This is a genomic window from Spirillospora sp. NPDC047279 (assembly GCF_040643285.1).
Taxonomy (GTDB): Bacteria; Actinomycetota; Actinomycetes; order Streptosporangiales; family Streptosporangiaceae; genus Spirillospora.
Window position 1 is genome coordinate 266,908 of the sequence record NZ_JBEYUA010000001.1, and the last position, 19,568, is coordinate 286,475.

General features: G+C 71.5%; 17 protein-coding genes. 12 read left to right on the forward strand and 5 right to left on the reverse strand.

What is annotated here, in order from left to right; genetic code table 11:
• Positions 1 to 12: 12 nt before the first annotated feature.
• A complete protein-coding gene (locus ABZ810_RS01340) occupies positions 13 to 1,275 on the reverse strand; it encodes a hypothetical protein (RefSeq protein WP_358397705.1) in 1,263 nt (420 codons plus the stop codon).
• 161 nt (positions 1,276 to 1,436) lie between these two features.
• On the opposite strand from ABZ810_RS01340, the gene ABZ810_RS01345 reads away from it, so the two are divergent.
• From ABZ810_RS01345 to ABZ810_RS01375, 7 genes are all read left to right on the forward strand, one after another.
• Positions 1,437 to 2,414, forward strand: coding sequence for an SCO0930 family lipoprotein (locus tag ABZ810_RS01345; protein WP_358397707.1), 978 nt, complete (start codon positions 1,437 to 1,439; stop codon positions 2,412 to 2,414).
• Positions 2,415 to 2,609: 195 nt separating this feature from the next.
• Positions 2,610 to 3,875, forward strand: a complete 1,266-nt coding sequence (locus ABZ810_RS01350) for an extracellular solute-binding protein (RefSeq protein WP_358397709.1) — start codon at positions 2,610 to 2,612, stop codon at positions 3,873 to 3,875.
• Positions 3,876 to 3,906: 31 nt separating this feature from the next.
• Entirely contained in the window at positions 3,907 to 4,845 is a 939-nt protein-coding gene (locus ABZ810_RS01355) for a sugar ABC transporter permease (RefSeq protein ID WP_358397711.1), read from the forward strand.
• Positions 4,845 to 5,675 (forward strand): carbohydrate ABC transporter permease, encoded by an 831-nt coding sequence (locus tag ABZ810_RS01360; RefSeq protein WP_358397714.1) that lies wholly within the window; start codon positions 4,845 to 4,847, stop codon positions 5,673 to 5,675. The genes ABZ810_RS01355 and ABZ810_RS01360 overlap by 1 nt, the downstream gene beginning before the upstream one ends.
• Before the next feature lie 2 nt (positions 5,676 to 5,677).
• Positions 5,678 to 6,925 (forward strand): sn-glycerol-3-phosphate ABC transporter ATP-binding protein UgpC, encoded by a 1,248-nt coding sequence (ugpC, locus tag ABZ810_RS01365; protein WP_358397716.1) that lies wholly within the window; start codon positions 5,678 to 5,680, stop codon positions 6,923 to 6,925.
• Positions 6,926 to 6,928: 3 nt separating this feature from the next.
• Positions 6,929 to 8,152, forward strand: coding sequence for a DUF4032 domain-containing protein (locus tag ABZ810_RS01370; RefSeq protein WP_358397719.1), 1,224 nt, complete (start codon positions 6,929 to 6,931; stop codon positions 8,150 to 8,152).
• A gap of 82 nt (positions 8,153 to 8,234) precedes the next feature.
• Positions 8,235 to 9,968, forward strand: coding sequence for a pyruvate dehydrogenase (locus ABZ810_RS01375; protein ID WP_358397722.1), 1,734 nt, complete (start codon positions 8,235 to 8,237; stop codon positions 9,966 to 9,968).
• A gap of 11 nt (positions 9,969 to 9,979) precedes the next feature.
• Here the strand turns inward: ABZ810_RS01375 and ABZ810_RS01380 are convergent, their stop codons facing one another.
• Together ABZ810_RS01380 and ABZ810_RS01385 are read right to left on the reverse strand one after the other, a co-directional pair.
• Positions 9,980 to 10,603, reverse strand: coding sequence for a 2'-5' RNA ligase family protein (locus ABZ810_RS01380; protein WP_358397724.1), 624 nt, complete (start codon positions 10,601 to 10,603; stop codon positions 9,980 to 9,982).
• Positions 10,600 to 11,883, reverse strand: coding sequence for a helix-turn-helix domain-containing protein (locus tag ABZ810_RS01385; RefSeq protein WP_358397727.1), 1,284 nt, complete (start codon positions 11,881 to 11,883; stop codon positions 10,600 to 10,602). Before ABZ810_RS01385 ends, ABZ810_RS01380 begins: the two co-directional genes overlap by 4 nt.
• Before the next feature lie 117 nt (positions 11,884 to 12,000).
• Here ABZ810_RS01385 and ABZ810_RS01390 point away from each other — a divergent pair, with 117 nt between their 5' ends.
• Both ABZ810_RS01390 and ABZ810_RS01395 read left to right on the forward strand, forming a co-directional pair.
• Complete coding sequence (locus ABZ810_RS01390) at positions 12,001 to 12,210, forward strand: hypothetical protein (RefSeq protein ID WP_358397728.1); 210 nt, start codon at positions 12,001 to 12,003, stop codon at positions 12,208 to 12,210.
• The gene (locus ABZ810_RS01395; protein ID WP_358397730.1) at positions 12,207 to 12,470 is read left to right on the forward strand and encodes a hypothetical protein; all 264 of its coding nucleotides are present in this window, start codon (positions 12,207 to 12,209) and stop codon (positions 12,468 to 12,470) included. The genes ABZ810_RS01390 and ABZ810_RS01395 overlap by 4 nt, the downstream gene beginning before the upstream one ends.
• A 238-nt stretch (positions 12,471 to 12,708) precedes the next feature.
• Here the strand turns inward: ABZ810_RS01395 and ABZ810_RS01400 are convergent, their stop codons facing one another.
• Positions 12,709 to 13,299 (reverse strand): TIGR03086 family metal-binding protein, encoded by a 591-nt coding sequence (locus ABZ810_RS01400; RefSeq protein ID WP_358397732.1) that lies wholly within the window; start codon positions 13,297 to 13,299, stop codon positions 12,709 to 12,711.
• Positions 13,300 to 13,476: 177 nt separating this feature from the next.
• On the opposite strand from ABZ810_RS01400, the gene ABZ810_RS01405 reads away from it, so the two are divergent.
• From ABZ810_RS01405 to ABZ810_RS01415, 3 genes are all read left to right on the forward strand, one after another.
• Positions 13,477 to 16,242 carry an AAA family ATPase gene (locus ABZ810_RS01405; protein WP_358397734.1) on the forward strand — a complete coding sequence of 922 codons (2,766 nt, stop codon included), beginning with the start codon at positions 13,477 to 13,479 and terminating at the stop codon, positions 16,240 to 16,242.
• Between the two features lie 222 nt (positions 16,243 to 16,464).
• Positions 16,465 to 17,670 (forward strand): FAD-dependent monooxygenase, encoded by a 1,206-nt coding sequence (locus ABZ810_RS01410; RefSeq protein WP_358397736.1) that lies wholly within the window; start codon positions 16,465 to 16,467, stop codon positions 17,668 to 17,670.
• Positions 17,671 to 17,880: 210 nt separating this feature from the next.
• On the forward strand, positions 17,881 to 19,002 hold the full coding sequence (locus tag ABZ810_RS01415) for an LLM class flavin-dependent oxidoreductase (protein WP_358397739.1): 1,122 nt from the start codon (positions 17,881 to 17,883) through the stop codon (positions 19,000 to 19,002).
• A 166-nt stretch (positions 19,003 to 19,168) separates the two neighbouring features.
• Here ABZ810_RS01415 and ABZ810_RS01420 read toward each other — a convergent pair whose 3' ends face one another.
• Complete coding sequence (locus ABZ810_RS01420; RefSeq protein WP_358397740.1) at positions 19,169 to 19,549, reverse strand: ATP-binding protein; 381 nt, start codon at positions 19,547 to 19,549, stop codon at positions 19,169 to 19,171.
• Positions 19,550 to 19,568 lie beyond the last annotated feature (19 nt).

Below are 19,568 nucleotides of genomic sequence, written 5' to 3' on the forward strand. Positions count from 1 at the left end.
CGCGACGCGCGCTCAGCCGCGGCGGAACGCCTGCCGGAGTTGGAGCCGGACGTCGCGCCCGGTCGCGCGGACGGGGGCGATGACGCTCGCGTTGACCCAGCGCAGCGGGTCGCGGACCGTGACCCGCCACACCCCGCGGATGGCCCGGCCCGTCGGGATGAGCAGGACGTCGCGCACGAGACGGGCCGGCGCGACCACGAGGGTGCGCCAGAGCCAGCGCAGCACGCGGCCCGCCATGCGGGCGCCCTCGGCGATGCCGTGGCAGATCGGCGCCAGGACGTACCGCCAGAGCGCCACCGCGGGGATCACGAAGAGCACGCGGCCCAGCCGGCGCAGGATGCGGCCCGACCACCGCCAGGACCAGGACACCGCGCCCGCGAAGGCACGCCAGCCGGCCAGCAGCCCGGTGCCGATGCCGCGCCCCACGTACATCAACCCGAAGCCGATCCACCGGCCCACCCACAGGAGACCGGCCAGCGGCGGGCGCAGCAGGTACCGCCAGAGCAGGACGAGCGGCAGGACGACCAGCGTGGCGACCAGCCAGGCGATGCCGGTGCCGATGGCCCCGGCGATGGCCGCGACGATCCGGCCGGATCCGGACAGCAGCCACCACAGACCACGGCCCACGACGGTCGCGGGCACCACGACGAGCACGTTCAGCAGCCAGATGAGACCGTTCCACACCGCGAGCAGCCCGGCGCCGATCGGGGCCAGCACACGGCGGTGGAACCAGCGGCCGAGCTTGCCGCTGCCGCGGCCGAACATCCGCAGGAAGCCCCAGACCACGACGACGGCCAGCCATCTGATCGGCCGGACGACGAGGACGTCGGCCAGCCAGGCGATCCCGTGGCCGATCGGGCGCAGGACGTGGCGGTACAGCCGCGCGAACGGCCAGAGCAGCACCGCGCCCAGCAGGGCCATGCCCGCCGTGAGGCCGCGGCCGGTCCACCTGAGCAGGTCGTACAGCAGCCGGAACGGCAGCACGAAGACGAGCGCGATGATCCGGGCCGGAACGACGATCCAGGCCGGTCCGGCGGGGGCCGCGGGACGTTCGGCCGGCGCGGCGACCTTCTCGAACAGGGGACCTTGAGAGCCGTGCCCTTGAGAGCCGGGCCCCTGAGAGCCGGCCCGCTGGGAGGAAGGCCGCCGGGAGGCGGGCCGCTGAGCAGGGGGCTGCGGGGCGGCGTGCGGCAGGGGGACGAGGGGAGGGGGCGCCTCCGCGACGGGCTTGGTCAGATCGACGCTCGTCTCGTCCGGCCTGTTCGGCGTCGTCACCTCGGCCCAACCTCGCTTCCGCAGGTCTCGTCGTCCCCGGTCGTCCCTCTGACGCATTGAACCCGCAGGCCGTTCACTCCCGTACTGCCGTTCGATCCGGGGAGAAGCGGTGCGGTGGGCTCCGCATCGCGCAGGGAACGCGATCGACTGGAGGACACGACATGGAATTCCCACGCTGGGCGATCCCCGTGGCGGCCGCCCTGACAGCGTCCGGAGTACTCCTCACCGCCTGTGGCAAGGAGAGCGTGGGGAATCAGAAGAACACCTCGGCGGGATCCGCGCAACAGCAGCAACCTGCCAAGGAGCCCGCGGCCGCGCCCCAGGCCACGGCGCTGGAGGTCGCCAGCGTGACCAAGATCGGCAAGGTGGTCACCGACGCCGAGGGGCGCACGCTCTACCGCTTCGACAAGGACACCGCCCGCCCGCCCGCGTCCACCTGCCTGGACGCGTGCGCGACGACGTGGCCGCCGGTCATGGCCGGCCAGGAGAACGTGCAGGTCAACGGTGTCGACGAGACCTTGGTGGGCAAGGTCAGGCGGCCCGACGGCAAGTGGCAGGTCACGCTCGGCGGCTGGCCGCTCTACCGGTACGCCAAGGACCAGAGCGCCGGCGACGCCAAGGGCCAGGGCGTGGGCGGCACCTGGTACGCCAGCGCGCCCGACGGCAAGAAGGCCGGGGCGAAGGCCGCGCAGCCGCCGCGGCAGAACCCGTCGGCCGGCGGCGGCCGCTGGGCCGGCTGGACGACCATCAAGGTCCGGCAGGACCCCACGCTCGGCACGATCGTGACCGACGGCAAGGGCCGCACGATGTACCGCTTCGACAAGGACCGGCCGCGGGTCAGCAACTGCTCCGGCGACTGCCGCGCCAAGTGGCCGATCGTGCGCTTCAACGGCTTCAAGAAGCTCAAGGTCGAGGGCGTGAGCCGCAAGCTCATCAGCTTCATCGAGCGCAAGGACGGCAAGCCCGGCGAGTGCCAGCTCCTCATCAACGGCTGGCCCATGTACTACTTCGCGCAGGACCAGGAGGCCGGCGACGTCAAGGGCCAGGCCGTGCAGAACGTCTGGTGGGCCGTCTCGCCCCAGGGCAAGAAGATCACCGCCGGCGCGAACGGCGGCGACGACGGCTACGGCGGTTACTGATCACGGCGATACCGAATCGACGCTCGACAGGCCCGGTCTCCGATGTTTGAGTGAGATTCACTCCGCCCGCGCATGCGGCCCCGAAGAAGAGCCCGCACGTGGGGGGCTTCGGGAGGCCTGATGGGCGAGGTCGAGCGAGCACGGATCAGGCGGGCACGGGTCAGACGGTCCCGCCGGGGCGCACCGCTACGGGGGGTGGTGGCGCTGGGGCTGCTCGCGGGCGGCCTCACCGCGTGCGGAGGAGACGGCGGCGCCCCGACGCTCAGGTGGTACATCAACCCCGACAACGGCGGGCAGAACACGCTGGCCGCCGCCTGCACCCAGGCCTCCGGCGGCCGCTACCGCATCGAGACCTCGCTGCTGCCCGACGACGCGACCCAGCAGCGCGAGCAGCTGATCAGGCGGCTGGCGGCCAAGGACTCCGGGCTCGACATCATGAGCCTCGACCCGCCGTTCCTGGCCGAGGCGGCCAACGCCGGGTTCCTGCGGCCGTTCAGCGCCGCGGAGGCGACGCAGTTCACGCAGGGCGTGTTCCCGCCCGCGGTGCAGAACTCGACCTGGGACGGCCGGTTGTACGCCGCCCCGTTCTGGGCCAACACGCAGCTGCTCTGGTACCGCAAGTCCGCCGTCCAGAAGACCGGCGTCGACCCGAACGCGCCCGACTTCACCTGGGACAAGATGATCGACACCGCCGTGCGGAACGGGATCACGGTCGGCGCGCAGGGCAACCGGTACGAGGGCTACACGGTGTGGATCAACGCCCTGGTCGCCTCGGCCGGCGGGCAGATCGTCGGCAACACCCAGGCCGGCTCCGACGCCTCGATCGACATCGACTCCCCGGCCGGCCGGCGGGCCGCCGCGATCATCGCCAAGCTGGCCCGGTCGAGCGCGGCCAGCCCGACCCTGTCCACCGACATCGAGGAGCAGGCCCGGTCGCTGTTCAACGGCCCGCGCGGCGGGTTCATGGTCAACTGGGGCTACATCTGGCGGGCCGAGAACGCCGACGCCAAGGACGGCGTCATCGACAAGAACATCCCCGCCGACCTGGCCTGGGCCCGCTACCCGCGGGTCGCCGCGGGGCAGGACAGCAAACCGCCGTTCGGCGGCATCGTGCTGGGCATCGGCGCGTACGGCGAGTACAAGGACACCCACGCCGTCGAGGCGGTCAGGTGCATCACCTCCACCGCGAACATGAAGCGGTACATGCTCGACTCCGGAAACCCGGCGGCGCGGGCGGAGATCTTCGACGATCCCGACGTCGTCCGCGAGTTCCCGATGGCCCCGCTGATCCGTGACTCGATCAACGCCGCGGCGCCCCGGCCGATCACCCCGTACTACGGCGACGTGTCCGGCGCGCTGCAGAGCAGATGGCACCCGCCGGCCTCGGTGAACCCGATCGTCACCCCGCGCAGGTCCGACGACTTCATCGGCCAGGTGCTCCGCGACGAGGCGCTGCTGTGACCGCCGCCGCTGTGACAAGGGAGGTGCTCGGATGACCATCACGGAATCGGCGCCGGCCACCGGCCGCCGCCGGAACGGGCGGGCGGAACTCTCCGACCGCAGCCGGGCCGAACGCCGCCTCGGGCTGCTGCTGTCGGCCCCGGCGGTCCTCGTCATGCTGATCGTGACCGCGTACCCGCTGGCCAACGCGGTGTGGTTGTCGCTGTTCAGCTACCGGCTCACCGCGCCGGACGACCGGCGCTTCGTCGGCCTCGGCAACTACGTGACCGCGTTGAGCGACCCGCTGTTCTGGCAGGACGTGTTCACCACGTTCATCATCACCGCCATCACCGTCGGGGTGGAGCTCGTGCTCGGCTTCGGGCTCGCCATGGTCATGCACCAGGCGATCTTCGGGCGGCGCACGGTGCGCACCTCGATCCTGCTGCCGTACGGCATCGTCACGGTGATCTCGGCCTTCGCCTGGCGGTACGCCTTCGACCTCCAGTCGGGCTTCGTGAACTCCTGGTTCGGGCTCGGTGACTTCGCCTGGTTCTCGCACCGCTGGTCGTCGCTGGCGGTGATCATCATGTCCGAGATCTGGAAGACCACGCCGTTCGTGTCGTTGCTGCTGCTCGCCGGGCTGGCGCAGGTGCCGCGCGACCTGGGCGAGGCGGCGACGGTGGACGGCGCCACCGCCTGGCAGCGGCTCTGGCGGGTGACGATCCCCAACATGAAGGCCGCCATCCTCGTCGCGGTGCTGTTCCGCACGCTCGACGCCTGGCGGATCTTCGACAACGTCTTCGTCATGACCGCCGGCCAGAACAAGACCGAGACGTTGTCGTTCCTGACCTACCGGCAGACCATCACGCGGACCGCGATCGGGCTCGGTGACGCGGTCGGGGTGCTGCTGTTCCTCTCCGTGGTGCTGATCGCGGTGGTGTTCATCCGCGGCTTCCGGGTGGACCTCTCCCAGGTGCGAGGTGATCGCTGATGGAAACGACCCGCTCCAGGGTGATGTGGATCGTCGCCTCGGTGCTGATCCTGGTGTGGACGATCTTCCCGATCCTGTGGATCGTGATGTTGTCGTTCAAGCAGCCGGGCGAGGTCGGCAACGTCCAGTCGTTCTTCCCCCAGGACTGGACCTGGGAGAACTACGAGACGGTCTTCAACACCGACCTGTTCACCTCGGCGCTGATCAACTCGATCGGCATCTCGCTGATCGCCACGTTCGTCGGCGTGGTGTTCGCGACGCTGGTGGCGTACGCGATCGCCCGGCTGGAGTTCCCCGGCAAGCGGCTGATCCTGTCGTTCGCGCTGGCCATCGCGATGTTCCCGGTGGTCTCGCTGGTCGGGCCGCTGTTCAACCTGTGGCGCGACCTCGGCCTGTACGACACCTGGCCGGGGCTGATCATCCCGTACATCTCGTTCGCGCTGCCGCTGGCGATCTGGACCCTGTCGGCGTTCTTCCGCGAGATCCCCTGGGAGATGGAGCAGGCGGCGCAGGTGGACGGCGCCACCACCTGGCAGGCGTTCCGCAAGGTGATCGTGCCGCTGGCCGCGCCGGGCGTCTTCACCGCGGCGATCCTCACGTTCTTCTTCTGCTGGAACGACTTCGTGTTCGGGATCTCGCTGACCTCGACCGAGAGCGCCCGGCCCGTCCCGGCGGCGCTGGCGTTCTTCACCGGGGCCTCGCAGTTCGAGCGGCCCACGACGGCGATCTGCGCCGCGGCCGTCGTGGTGACCGTCCCGGTCGTGGTCGTCGTCCTGCTGTTCCAGCGCCGCATCGTGGCCGGGCTGACGTCCGGCGCAGTGAAGGGGTAGCCATGGCCGCCATCACCATGAAGAACATCGTCAAGTTGTACGGCGACGGCTTCCCGGCCGTGAACGACATCTCGCTGGACGTGCGGGACGGCGAGTTCATGATCCTCGTGGGCCCGTCCGGCTGCGGGAAGTCCACGCTGCTGCGGATGATCGTGGGGCTCGAGGACATCACGTCCGGCGAGATGAAGATCGCCGACCGGGTGGTCAACAGGATCGCGCCCCGGCAGCGCAACCTGTCGATGGTCTTCCAGAACTACGCGCTCTACCCGCACCTCACCGTCTTCGAGAACATCGCGTTCCCGCTGCGCCTGGCCAAGAAGCCGGACGAGGAGGTGCGCCGCCGGGTGAACGACACGGCGGAGCTGCTGGAGCTGACCGAGCACCTGGAACGTAAGCCGGCCAACCTGTCCGGCGGGCAGCGGCAGCGGGTGGCGATGGGGCGCGCGATCGTCCGGCAGGCGGACGCGTTCCTGTTCGACGAGCCGCTGTCCAACCTGGACGCCAAGCTGCGCGGCCAGATGCGCGCCGAGATCTCCCGGTTGCAGCGGCGGCTCGGCGTGACCACGGTGTACGTGACGCACGACCAGACCGAGGCCATGACGCTCGGCGACCGGGTGGCGGTGCTGCGCAAGGGCGTGCTCCAGCAGGTCGGCAGCCCCCGCGAGCTGTACGAGGAGCCGGTGAACCTGTTCGTGGCCGGGTTCATCGGGTCGCCGTCGATGAACTTCCTGCCCGCCACGCTCGACGCGTCGGCCGGGGGCACGTCCCTGTCGACCCCGCTCGGCCGGTTCGAGCTGCCCGACGAGGGCAAGGCCGCCGCGGTCGGCGAGCGCGGCGTGGTGCTGGTCGGCCTGCGTCCCGAGTACTTCGAGGACGCGTCGCTGGTCAGCGACGACAAGCGGGCCCGCGGCGCGGTGATCGACGTGCAGGTCGACGTCACCGAGTGGCTGGGCAACGAGCTGTACGCCTACGTCCCGTACGAGGCGCCCGCGGACCTGGCCGCGCAGCTGCGCGAGCTGTCCCGGGAGCTCGACAGCGACCAGCTGCGCACCCAGGCGGTCGTCGCCCTCGATCCGGGGAGCCTGATCACCGAGGGGGAGTCGGCGGAGTTGTGGGTCGACACCCGCCGGATGCACATCTTCGATCCGGCGACCGGCGAGAACCTCACCCGCGACGAGGACCGCGTCGCGGTCCTCGGGCGCAAGGCCGAGGAGGCGCGCCTGCGGCAGCGCGAGTCGAAGCCCGGCTAGCGGATGCGCTTCGTCTTCAGGCCGCCGGGCGAGGCCGCCGCGGGACTGCTCACCCTCCCGTGGCGCCTGCCGCTGGAGCACTGGACCGACGAGCGGCTGGTGGAGATCCGGCAGCGCGGGTTGTCGCGGCACGTGGTGCGGTTCGCCGCCGAGGCCGGGACCCTCTACGCCCTGAAGGAGCTGCACGAACGCCTCGCCCGCCGCGAGTACGCCCTGCTGCGGAGGCTGCGCGAGCTGGGCCTGCCGGCGGTCGAGGTCACCGGGGTCGTGGTCGACCGCGGCGACGGCCTCGACGCGATCCTGGTCACCGGCTACCTGGACCACGCCTGCTCGTACCGGTCGTTGTTCGCCAACCCGCGCGGCGGGCACCATCCCGCCGACCGGCTGCTGGACGCCCTGGTCGAGCTGCTCGTCCGGCTGCACCTGGCGGGCTTCATGTGGGGCGACTGCTCGCTGTCCAACACGCTCTTCCGCTTCGACGCCGGCGCGTTCGCCGCGTACCTGGTCGACGCGGAGACCGCCGAGCTGCACCCGGCGGGGCTGAGCGAGGGCCAGCGGCGGTACGACGTGGAGCTCGCCCGCGAACGGATCGGCGGCGAGCTGCTCGACCTCGCCGCGGCGGGACTGCTGCCGCCCGAGGCCGATCCGGTCGAGATCGCCGACGACGTGGTCCGCCGGTACGAGGGCCTGTGGAACGAGCTCACCCGCGAGGAGATCCTGGGCCCGGACGACCGGCACTACCTCATCGCCGAGCGGCTGCGCCGCGTCAACGGGCTCGGCTTCGACGTCGACGAGGTGGAGCTGGTCGACGCGGCCGACGGCAAGGGCGTCCTCATGCGGATCCGCACCAGGGTCGCCGAGCCGGGGCACCACCGTCGCGTCCTCTACTCCCGCACCGGCGTCGACGCCCAGGAGAACCAGGCCCGCCGCCTGCTCAACGACATCGCCGGCTTCCGCGCGCACCTCGAACGGGAGGCGGGCCACCCGATCCCCGAGGTGGTCGCGTCGAACCGCTGGCTGGCCGAGATCTACGAGCCGGTCGTCCAGGGCGTCCCGGGCGACCTGCGCGGCCGGCTGGACGAGGTGGAGGTCTTCCTCGAGGTCCTGGAGCACCGCTGGTTCATGTCCCAGCGGTCCGGCCGGGACGTCGGCACCATGGCGGCCGCCCTCGACTACTTCGAGAACGTGCTCTCGCGGGTACCCGACGATCTCACCGGCCCACCGTGAGCGGCGTTCTTTACGGGGTTTTGGCAGGCCTTGCCGGTTGCGGCCGGAACGTCCGGGCGATCTTGTGATGGGGAGGAAAGCCATGGCCACGGTCGCCGAGCAGTTCGTCCAGGTGTTGCGCCAGGCCGGCGTGCAGCGGATCTACGGGGTGGTGGGGGACAGCCTCAACCCGATCGTGGACGCGATCCGCCGCGCCGAGGGCATCGAGTGGGTGCACGTGCGCAACGAGGAGGCCGGGGCGTTCGCCGCCGCGGCGGAGGCCCAGCTCACCGGGCGCCTGGCGGTCTGCGCGGGCAGTTGCGGGCCGGGCAACACGCACCTGATCCAGGGCCTGTACGACGCGCACCGTTCCGGTGCCCCCGTCCTCGCGCTCGCCTCCCAGATCCCCAGCCAGCAGATCGGGACGGGCTTCTTCCAGGAGACCCACCCCGAAAGGCTCTTCGTCGACTGCAGCGACTTCTGTGAGCTGATCACCTCCACCGCGCAGATGCCCCGGGTGTTGCGCACCGCCGTCCAGTCGGCGCTCGGCCGCCGCGGCGTCTCCGTCGTGGTGATGCCCGGCGACGTCGCGCACCTGGACGTCGAGAACCCCGCAGGCGACCACGACTTCCTCGTCCAGCAGGGCGGCGTCCACCCGCCCGCCGACCAGGTGGACCAGCTCGCCCGCGCGCTGAACGCCGCCGAGAGGGTCATGCTCTTCTGCGGCGCCGGGGTCCGGGACGCGCACGGCGAGGTGATCGAGCTGGCCGGCCGGGTCCTGTCGCCGATCGGCCACGCGCTGCGCGGCAAGGAGTGGATCCAGTACGACAACCCGTTCGACGTGGGCATGAGCGGGCTGCTCGGCTACGGCGCCTGTTACGAGGCCATGCAGGAGGCCGACCTGGTGCTCCTGCTCGGCACCGACTTCCCGTACGAGCAGTTCCTGCCGGGCAAGCGCACGATCCAGGTCGACCACGACGCCGCCCGCCTGGGCCGCCGCACACCCCTCGAACTGGCCGTCCACGGCGAGGTGGACGTGACGCTGCGCGCGGTGCTCGCCAAGGTGAGGCAGAAGACCGACCGCACGTACCTCGACACGATGCTCCGCCGGCACGCCAAGCTGCTGGAGAACGTGGTCGACGCGTACACCCGGAAGATCGAGAAGCATGTGCCGATCCACCCGGAGTACGCGGCCGACGTCCTCGACGACCTGGCCGCCGACGACGCCGTCTTCACCGTCGACACCGGCATGTGCAACGTGTGGGCCGCCCGCTACATCTCGCCCAACGGCCGCCGCCGCGTGATCGGGTCGTTCCTGCACGGCTCGATGGCCAACGCGCTGCCGCACGCCATCGGCGCGCAGTTCGCCCACCCGGACCGGCAGATCATCTCGATGTCCGGCGACGGCGGCCTCGGCATGCTCATGGGCGAACTGCTCACGGTCAAGCTGCACGACCTGCCGGTGAAGATCGTCGTCTTCAACAACTCCTCCCTTGGCATGGTCAAGCTGGAGATGCTCGTCGACGGCCTCCCCGACTTCCAGACCGACCACGAGCAGGTCGACTTCGCGGCCATCGCCGCCGCGGCGGGCATCGACTCGGTCCGCGTGACCGACCCGGCGAAGATCCGCGACGCGTTCACCACCGCGCTCTCCTCGCCGGGCCCCTACCTGGTCGACCTGGTCACCGACCCCAACGCCCTGTCCATCCCGCCCCACATCACGGCCCAGCAGGTCAGAGGCTTCGCCCTGGCCGCCAGCCGCACCGTCATGACCGGCGGCGTCGGCAAGATGATCAACCTGGCCCGCAGCAACCTCCGCAACATCCCCCGCCCCTGACCCCGCGAGGGTTAAGCACCCAGCGGCACCGCCACGTGGTCTTCCCACCGGTAGAGCCGCCCCACACGCACTTGCTCGACCAGATGTACCTCTTCGACTCGCAGCTCGCGAGGTGCCGGTGGAGGCGCGAACGCATCGAGAACCGGCGCTGCCGGGCCCTCGGCGTGGCTGTAGGCCACGGACACATGCGGCGTCCACTCCGGCTCGTCGTCGAGCTGGTGAACGCGGACGGACTCCGCCACCGCCTCCCGGATCGCCACGCGGATCGGGTCGAGTGCGCGGGGCGGGCGGATACCGAGCATGACGGCCTCGCTGTGGAACCACGGCTTGCCCAGCTCCACCTCGATCGGAACGAGGTCGGTCAGCCGCCCTGTGGCGGCGTCGAGCATGGCGTCGACCTCGGTCTTCCCGATCTCATCGGCGAACCCGACGATCTGCGTGGTCATGTGCAGCCAGTCGGCCGGGACGAGGTCCAGCCCGGGCACGTCGGCGAGCCTGTCCTGACAGTGGCGGACGAGCTCACGAGCGTGCGGCTGGTCGCGCAGCAGGATGTGCCAGACGAGCAGGCGCCGGCCGGGCCGCACGCCTGGACGCCACCACCAATGATTGGACATGCGGACCGGGTACGGGCTCACGAGGGCTCCGAGCAGGTGATGGCCTGGTGCTGCAACGATCCGGACTGGAACGCCCGTATCCGCTTCACGAGGGCTCCGGCACGCGGATCACCTTCGTAGCGGCTGTGGCCCAAGCGCTGTGCGACTTCGCCCGTGCGGCCGGTGATGGTGACGACGCGGTACTCCAGGCCGAGGTTGAAGACGGGAGCAAGCTGCTCGGCCGCACCCTCGGTCTCGCCCATCATGACGTGCGCCAGTGCTGCGCCGATGCGTACCTGAGCCCACGTGCCGTACACACGGGCGTCTCCGTCCGCCCACGCGTCATCGGCGGCCTGAACGGAGCGGAGCATCGCGGCGGTGTCGCGAGCTCCGAGCCCAACCTGGAGCGCGTAGGTCGCCAGGCGGGCACGCGGACAGCTCCACGCGTCGGTGGCTTCGTCCACGGCTTGGACGCCGTTACGGGCTTCTCTGGCTCGGCCGAGGGCCCCGTAGGCTGCCTCGACGGCGCCACTGGATTGCAGGGCGGTGGCTTCCGACACCGCGAGCAGGACACGCCCCCTGGCGCCCGCTGGAACCAGATCAAAGCCCCGCCGGGCCAACTCGGCGGCAGCGGTGTACTGGCCCTTCCAGCGTGCGGTCTTGGATTGTGCGCATAGGACGAGTGCACGAGCCGAGTCCGAGTCGGCTTCGTTGGCGCACGTCCACGCTGCGTACCCGTAAGCGTCTGCGAGCGAGTATCGGCCGACGTCTCCTGCAAGGAGGCTGATCAGCGCGAATATCTCGGCCGAGGTAGTGAGCAGAGCCTGCGTCTGCCCGAGACGCTGGCGCCTATTCCGCAGAGTGTGCGTCAGACGGAGTTGGAGCCGCCGGGCCTCGTCGAGGACTTCCAGCGGAGGACGCCGTGGGTAGTCAAAGGCCAGACGCCGGGAGGCGGTCTCCAGATAGTTGATCGCGCCGTCGCCGATCTCGGACTGTTCGAGCCAGTCCGCGAGCGCGACGGCATCGTCGGCCGAGCCTCCCGGCACCGGTGTAGGCGGCGACGGGCGGAGGGCGACGAGTTCGCCGTCGGCGTCGAGCAGCTGATCGAGGCGCTCAGCGAGATCGGCGGACGGCGCCCGGAGTCCCCGGGCGACCTTCGAGAGATAACCGTTGTCGCACGGCACCGCGTTGGCCAACTGTCGCTGGCTGAACCCTCGCTTGGCCATGAGCTGCTTCAGTTTCGCACCGAAGGTGGTCATCGCCTCACCCGTTTCGCCCGGGTTGCCCCTGCTGCCTGCGCTGCCCGCGCTGTCGGGCAGCACGGCAACGGTTCCACGGTAACGGCGGTGGCCGGAAGCGTGGCAGGTGACACACAAGTCGGCCCCCGGTGGTGGGCGAACGCCGTACTCCGAGGGCCTGACCGGAAGCGAGTCCGGCTGATGACGACCGTAGTGGAGACCAAGGGCGCGCTACAGCGCGACTTTCCAGAGTGGAACATCGTCCGAGGCGACAAGGGGCGGTGGTACGCGTTCCGCGGTCCGCAGCCCGGCCAGTTCGCGCAACCCGGAAGGTCCTGCGTCGAGGCAGGCGACTCCGAGAGCTTGCGCGAGCAGCTCAGTGCGGTCGTCCGTGAGGAGGCTGGGCTGTGAAGGGCCTCGCGATCTCGCCTACCGCGCAGCGGTTGCACTGGACTCGGGTGGAGCGGCCGGAGCCGTACGACGTGCTCGACGCGCGGTGTGTGCCCGACTGGCACGTCACCTACGAGCTCGGCACGCGACGCGGCGTCTGCTTCGTGCGTCGCGCGGTCCGCCTCGGCGTCCACGAGACGAACGTGTTCGAGACTCCACCGGGACCCGAGCCGGCCGTCTTCCTGATGTGGCAGGCCGTGGTGGACGGGCGGGCGGTGTGAGCCCCGCGATGCCCGGCCCGAACACCTCGACCTGTACGCCCGCACCGTCGCGACCGCCTGGCTCCACGCCTTCTGGACCTCCACCCACCCGTGGGCCAAAGCCCTCGTACGCGCGGCACAGACCTGGTCTCTTCACCGCCGTGAACGCCTCTGAGCGGCGAGCCGGGCCGGCGTGGCCGGGGGAGCCGCGAGGTGATCAACCTCGCGGCGACCTGGGCGACATCCCCCGGCCCCGAGGTCAGGGGGTCCAGGCGGGGTTGCGGCCGGTGTAGCGGAGGAGGGCCTCCACGGGGTCGTCGCCGGTGGTCTCCAGGGGGGCCGCGTAGACGCCGTACTGGCGGAGCATGTCGGTGATGGTCGCTTTCGCGGCGGGCATCAGGGCTCGGGCCATGTCGGCGGTGAGCGGGCTGGGCTGGCCGGTGGCGACGGCGATGTCCCAGGCGTGGACGGCGGCGTCGAGGGCGCAGGCGCCCGCGCCGATCTCGGCGCTCATCTTGTGCGGCGGGATGGGGACGCCCACTTCCTGCGCGTCGGCCGGGACGGTGGCCCAGGCTTCGGCGGCGGCCCGGGTCGCGTGGTCGACGGTGGCCTCCGGGGTGTCGCCGAGCGTGCCGGAGGGGCTGAACGAGTCCTCCTCGGGGCCGGGGCCGCCGGTGATGAAGGCGGCGTAGCCGAGCTGGTCACCGGCGGCGTGCTGGAGTACCTGGGTGACGTTCCACTCCGAGCACGGGGTCGGGTTGGTCCAGGCGTCGGCGGGGACGCCGCGGACGGTGCTGCGCAACATCTCGTGCGCCTCGTTCAGGACGGTCCACTCGGTCTTCTGGTTCATGTCGTCCAGCCTCTCAGCGGTGGTGCGTGATGTCTTCAGTATAGCAGAACGGAATGCTCTATTCCAGTTGAGGGAACGCGACGTGCGGGAGAACACATGTAAGTAGTGACCCCTGCTAAAGGAGTTCCACCTGGGGCCGAGACGGTCAAGGCGTAGCCTCGCTTAGGAATCGTCCGGATGGATGGTGTGGTGCTGTACGGCAGACAGACCGAGGTCGCGACGATGGAGCGACTGCTGGCCGCCGCCCGGGAAGGGCGCAGCGGCGCTCTCTGCGTGCACGGAGAGGCGGGCATCGGCAAGACAGCCCTCCTCGACCATGTCGCGGACGCCGCCGGCGCCGCCGGGATGCGGGTGCTGCGCGCGCTGGGCACCGAGACCGAGGCCGAGCTTCCGTTCGCCGGCCTGCACCTTCTGCTGAACGCCTACGGCGGGGGCCTCGACGACCGCCTCGACGAGCTCGCGGCGCCGCAGGCCGCCGCGCTGCGCGGCGCTCTCGGCGGCACGCTCAGCGGGGTCGCCGCCCCCGGCGAGGACCGGTTCCTGATCGGGCTCGCCACCCTGACCCTGCTCTCCGACCTGGCCGAGGACCGGCCGCTGGTGTGCCTGGTGGACGACGCGCAGTGGGTCGACCGGGCCTCGGTGGAGTCCCTGGTGTTCGCCGCGCGGCGGCTGCGCTGCGAGGGCGTCGTGCTCGTCTTCGCGGTCCGCGACGACCCCGAGGTACTGCCGATCCGCGGCATCCCGGAGATCCGGCTCGGCGGCCTCACGGCCGACGACGCGGCCGCGCTGCTCGCCGAGCTGTCGCCCGAGCTCACGGCACAGGTCCGGGCGCGGGTGCTCGAGGAGGCGAACGGCAACCCGCTGGCCCTGATCGAGCTGCCCCGGTCGGTCGGCGACGAGGACTGGTCGCCGGTCAGCCCGCTGCCGATCGGCCATCTGGTGCAGCGCGCGTTCGTCGACCAGATCGAACGGCTCCCGGCGCGCACGCGGAGCCTGCTCACCGTCGCCGCGGCCGACGACTCCGGCGAGGTCGCGGTGGTGCTGCGGGCCGCCAGGACGCTCGCGATCCCGGTCGGCGCGATCGAGCCCGCCGAACGGGCCGGGCTGCTGACCGTGGTCGGCGGCGTCCTGCGCTTCCGCCATCCGCTGGTGCGTTCGGCGGCCTACCAGCGCGCGGTGCTCGGCGAGCGCAGCGCCGCGCACAAGGCCCTCGCCCGCGCCTGGGACGAGGACCAGGACGCCGACCGGCGGGCGTGGCAGCTCGCCGCCGCCGCGACCGGGGCGGACGACGAGGTCGCCGACCTGCTCGAACGCACCGCGCAGCGGGCCGCGGAACGTAACGGGCTCGCCGCCGTGGTCGCCGCCTACGAGCGGGCCTCCCAGCTGACCACGTGCCCGCGCGGCGTGGTCCGCCGGGCCGCCGCCGCGGCCTTCGCGGCGGCCGGGGCGGGCCAGCTCGACCGCGCCGCCGCGTTGTGCGAGCGGGCCGGCAAGGTCGCCGAGGACCCGTCCGACCTCTCCCTGCTGGCCATCGTGCGCGGCATGGTGGAGTTCGAGCTCGGCTCGCCCCGCGAGTCGGGACGCGCGCTCATCAGCGGCGCGAGCTCGGTGGCCGAGGTCCTCCCGAACGAGTCGGGCAAGATCCTGGTGATCGGGGTGCACAACGCCTGGCACGGCGCCGCCGCCGAGCTGGTCGTCGACGGCGTCGCCCGGCTGCGCGAGCTGCGCTTCGACCCGGCCGACCCGATCGTGCCGTTCGTCGACGCCTGCGAGGCGCTCAGCCGGCTCATCAGCGGCGACGTCCCGGGCGCCTTCGCGCTGCTGCGCGCGTTCGCCTGCCAGGCGCGCGACGTCGCGGCGGCGACCAACTGGCTGCGGCAGTTCACCGCCCAGCTGCTGCTCATCGGCGCCCACGATCCCGCGCTGGTGCACGAGCTCGCCGCCGCGATGGTCGCCGACTGGCGCGGCAGCGGGCAGATCGGGCACCTGACCGGCGGGCTCCACCACCTGGCGTACGCGCAGATCCTGCTCGGCCGGCACAAGGTCGCCATGGCCACCGCCACCGAGGGGCTCGAACTCGCCGGCGACACCGGGCAGCGCCCGATCGCGGCGCACTTCAGCAGCTGGCTCGGCTGGCTCGCCGCGCTCGAGGGCGACGAGGAGCGCTGCCGCGCGTTCGCCACCGAGGGCATCCGGTACGGCGAGGACCACCACAGCCCGCACAGCGTGTTCAGCGGGCAGTGGGCGCTGGCGCTGCTCGACCTCGGGCTGGGCCGTCACCGGGCCGCGTTCGACCGGATGGCCGAACACTGGCGGGGCTGGTCGTTCGTCGCCAACCGGAGCATCGCCGACCTGGTCGACGCGGCGGTGCACATCGACCGGCCCGAGGCCGCCGAGGGTGCGCTGGCCGACGTCGAGGAGTGGACGGCGGGCTCGGAGGAGGAGTGGGCCGTCGCGATCCTGCTGCGGTGCCGCGCGATGCTCGGCCCGCCCGAGGTCGCCGAGGGGCTGTTCGCCGACGCGCTCGAACTGCACCAGAAGAGCGACCAGCCGTACGAGCACGCGCGCACCTGGCTGGCGTACGGCGAGTGGCTGCGGCGGCGGCGCCGCAAGCGCGAGGCCCGCACGCCGCTGCGCAACGCGCTGGAGATCTTCGAACGGCTGGGCGCCCGGCTGTGGGTCGAACGTGCCCGCACCGAGCTGCGTGCCGCGGGTGACCGCACGGCGGCGCGGCGGCCCGAGACCGACGCGGCGTCGGGGCTCACCCCGCAGGAATCGCAGGTCGCCCGGCTCGCCGCGACCGGTGCCACCAACCGCGAGATCGCCGCGCAGCTGCTGATCAGCCCGCGCACGGTCGGGCAGCACCTCTACAACGCGTTCCCCAAGCTCGGCGTCACGACCCGGGCCGAGCTCGCCCGGCTCGACCTCGACGCGGCGCTCTGAGTCCAGCGGCTTCCCGGGGTCTGGGGCACGCCCGAGACACGTCCTAAGTCGGTTGACGCATGCGTCGCCGGCGGCGCCGCGCCTAGCCTCCTTCCCGGATCACGCGGCGCACCGGGCGCTGACGGCCACTGACGGTCGCCGTCAGCCGGTGGTACGCCGCTGGTCAGCGGGGTCGGCGAATCTCTCGTCATCGAACGAGGGACCCGATGAAGGAGCACCGCCATGAAGAACACCGACATCCTGATCTCGGGTGCGAGCGTCGCCGGGCCGGCCCTGGCGTACTGGCTGGTCCGTCACGGCTTCAACGTCACCCTGGTCGAGCTGACCCCTTCGCTGCGGGTGGGCGGCCAGGCGATCGACGTGCGCGGGCCCGCGCTGGAGGTCGCCGAGCGGATGGGCGTGCTCGGCAGGCTGCGCGACGAGGGCGTGCACATGCGCGGCATGTCGATGGTGGACGCCGACGGCACCGAGCTGTTCAGCACCACCGAGCGAACGATCACCGGCGGCGACGTCGGCAGCCCCGACATCGAGATCCTGCGGGACGACCTGTCGTTCATCCTCGCCGAGGCCGCCGAGGCGATCGAGGGCGCGGCGACGTCCGGCACCGTGGAGTACCTGTTCAGCGACTCCATCGCCACGATCGAGCAGGACGCGGACGGCGTCGACGTCACCTTCCGCAACAGCGAGCCGCGGCGGTTCGACCTGGTGGTGGGCGCGGACGGGCTGCACTCCACCACCCGCCGCCTGGCGTTCGGGCCGGAGTCGGACTACATCGAGCACATGGGCACCTACCTGGGGGTGTGGACCCTTCCCAACTACCTGGGCCTCGACCGGTGGCAGGTCTTCCACCAGGTCCCGGGCGGCTCGTGGGGCGGCGGCGTGATGAGCGTGCGCGGCAACGCCGAGGCCCGCGTCTACCTGGGCTTCGAGTCCGCCGAGCCGCTGGCCTACGACCACCGCGACGTCGAGGCGCAGAAGCGCATCCTCGCGGAGCGGCTGGGCGACGCCGGCTGGGAGATCCCGAAGATGCTGGAGTACATGCGCGACGCCGAGGACTTCCACTTCGACGCCATGGCGCAGATCCACATGGACTCCTGGTCGAACGGCCGGGTCGTGCTGCTCGGCGACGCGGCCCACTGCGGGTCGCCGCTGTCGGGGCAGGGCACCACGATGGCGATGGCCGGCGCGTACGTGCTCGCCGGTGAGCTCAAGGCCGCGGACGGCGACCACGCGGAGGCGTTCGCCGCGTACGAGCGGGAGCTGCGCGACTACGTGCGGCTCAACCAGGAGCTCGCCTACACCAACAAGGCCCGGGTCGAGGCGCAGGCCGCCGCGGAGATCGGGCAGGACGTGCGGCTGGACGAGGCGGTGCCCGACTTCCAGGAGGCCGGCGACGCCGTCAACGACCTCGAGCTCAAGGACTACTGACCCACCGAGACCTTCCTCCCCACAAGATCGCACCCGGCCGCGCCTCCTCCCTCCCAGCGGCCGGGTGCGATCGTTCTCTTGACCTTGTTTCATGTATTCCATACTTTAAAAGTAGGTTTGGTGGGCGTCGAAGTGATGGGAGCCGATCCTTGGCACCGGTAAAGCAGGTACATCTGGCGGGAGCACAAGGGCGCGATCCACGACCTGGACGTGGTGGGCAGGCCGGAGTCGCTCACCGTGCTGAGCGCGCTCGCGGCGGTCACCACGCACCTCGGGCTGGCCGCGACGGTCAGCTCCACGTTCAACGAACCGTACGAGGTGGCCCGGCGGCTGGCGACGCTCGACCACCTGAGCGGCGGCCGGGCCGCGTGGAACGTCGTCACCAGCTACGACGCGTTCACGGGGGAGAACTTCCGGCGCGGCGGCTTCCTCGCCGAGGCCGACCGCTACACGCGCGCCGCCGAGTTCCTCGAGGTCGCCCGCGAGCTGTGGGACTCCTGGGGTGGAACGTTCGAACACCAGGGGCGGCACTTCGACATCCGGGGCCGCTTCAACACCCCGCCCGGACCGCAGGGGCATCCGGTCATCCTCCAGGCCGGCGACTCGGACGAGGGACGCGAGTTCGCCGCGAAGGACGCCGACGTCATCTTCAGCAGGCACAGCAAGCTGGAGGACGGCCGGGCGTTCTTTAAGGACGTCAAGGACCGCCTGGCCAAGTACGGGCGGAGCCGGGACGACCTGAAGATCTTCCCCGCGGTGACGTACGTGCTGGGCGACACCGCGGCGGAGGCGGCCGAACGTGCCGCCGAGATCCGCCGCGCCCAGGTGAGCCCGCAGACAGCGATCACGTTCGTGGAGGCGATCTGGGGACGCGACCTCTCCTCGTACGACCCGGACGGGCCGCTGCCCGACGTCGACCCGTCGCCGGACGACCTCATCTCCAAGGGGCGGGCGCAGTTGCGGGGCGACCGCGGCGCGACCGCGCGGCAGTGGCGCGAGCTGGCCGCGGCGCGCGGGCTCAGCATCCGCGAGCTGGTCGTCGAGGTGACCGGGCGGCAGACGTTCGTCGGCACCGCGGCGACCGTCGCCGACCAGATCAACGAGTTCGTCCAGTCGGACGCCGCGGACGGCTTCATCTTCGTGCCGCACCTCACTCCCGGCGGGCTCGACGACCTCGTCGACCAGGTCGTGCCGCTGCTCCAGGAGAAGGGCGTCTACCGCGAGGAGTACACCGGCACCACCCTCCGCGACCACCTCGGCCTCGGCCCGGCGCGCACGGCGGGCACGGCGGGCACGGCGGGCACGGCAGAATCGGAAAGGCAGGCCTCATGACCCGGTTCCACCTGGCGGTCGCGCTGGACGGCGCGCGTGACCGGGGCGGACGAGCTCCTCGTCACCACCATCACGCACGACCACGCCGACCGGGTGCGCTCGTTCGAACTGCTCGCCGAGGCCTGGCGGGCCGCCTGACCGGCCGAGCCGCTGATCGGCCGGGTGCTCAGCGCCAGGTGAGCTCGGCCCACATGGTCTGCCCGTCCGCGCGCACGTCGTGGCCGACCTTGTCGGCGCAGACCTCGACGATGAGCAGGCCGCGGCCGTACTCCTCGTCGTCGCCGGGCCGGCCCGCCGGATGGTGCCAGTCGCCGGAGCCCGCGTCGGTGACGGCGATGCGGGTCCAGTCGCGGCGGACGGCGACGGCGATGGTGAACGTGCCGCCGCTGAGGCCGCTCGGGGTGTGGCGGAGCGAGTTGGCCACGAGCTCGGACGCGACCAGCGCCGCGTCGTCGAGCCGGGGGGTCTCGTCGAGCATGGCCCTGACGAACGCGCGTGCGGCGGGCACCATGGCGGGAAGGCCAGGGTAGGTCTGGGTCCACTCCACAGGACGGCCACCTTCGAGT

Bases quoted from the DNA above. Each gene is read 5' to 3' on its own strand.
- ABZ810_RS01345 (WP_358397707.1), top strand. From the start codon at position 1,437: ATGGAATTCCCACGCTGGGCGATCCCCGTGGCGGCCGCCCTGACAGCG.
- ABZ810_RS01405 (WP_358397734.1), top strand. From the start codon at position 13,477: ATGGATGGTGTGGTGCTGTACGGCAGACAGACCGAGGTCGCGACGATG.
- ABZ810_RS01360 (WP_358397714.1), top strand. From the start codon at position 4,845: ATGGAAACGACCCGCTCCAGGGTGATGTGGATCGTCGCCTCGGTGCTG.
- ABZ810_RS01355 (WP_358397711.1), top strand. From the start codon at position 3,907: ATGACCATCACGGAATCGGCGCCGGCCACCGGCCGCCGCCGGAACGGG.
- ABZ810_RS01390 (WP_358397728.1), top strand. From the start codon at position 12,001: ATGACGACCGTAGTGGAGACCAAGGGCGCGCTACAGCGCGACTTTCCA.
- ugpC (WP_358397716.1), top strand. From the start codon at position 5,678: ATGGCCGCCATCACCATGAAGAACATCGTCAAGTTGTACGGCGACGGC.
- ABZ810_RS01410 (WP_358397736.1), top strand. From the start codon at position 16,465: ATGAAGAACACCGACATCCTGATCTCGGGTGCGAGCGTCGCCGGGCCG.
- ABZ810_RS01375 (WP_358397722.1), top strand. From the start codon at position 8,235: ATGGCCACGGTCGCCGAGCAGTTCGTCCAGGTGTTGCGCCAGGCCGGC.
- ABZ810_RS01370 (WP_358397719.1), top strand. From the start codon at position 6,929: ATGCGCTTCGTCTTCAGGCCGCCGGGCGAGGCCGCCGCGGGACTGCTC.
- ABZ810_RS01400 (WP_358397732.1), bottom strand. From the start codon at position 13,299: ATGAACCAGAAGACCGAGTGGACCGTCCTGAACGAGGCGCACGAGATG.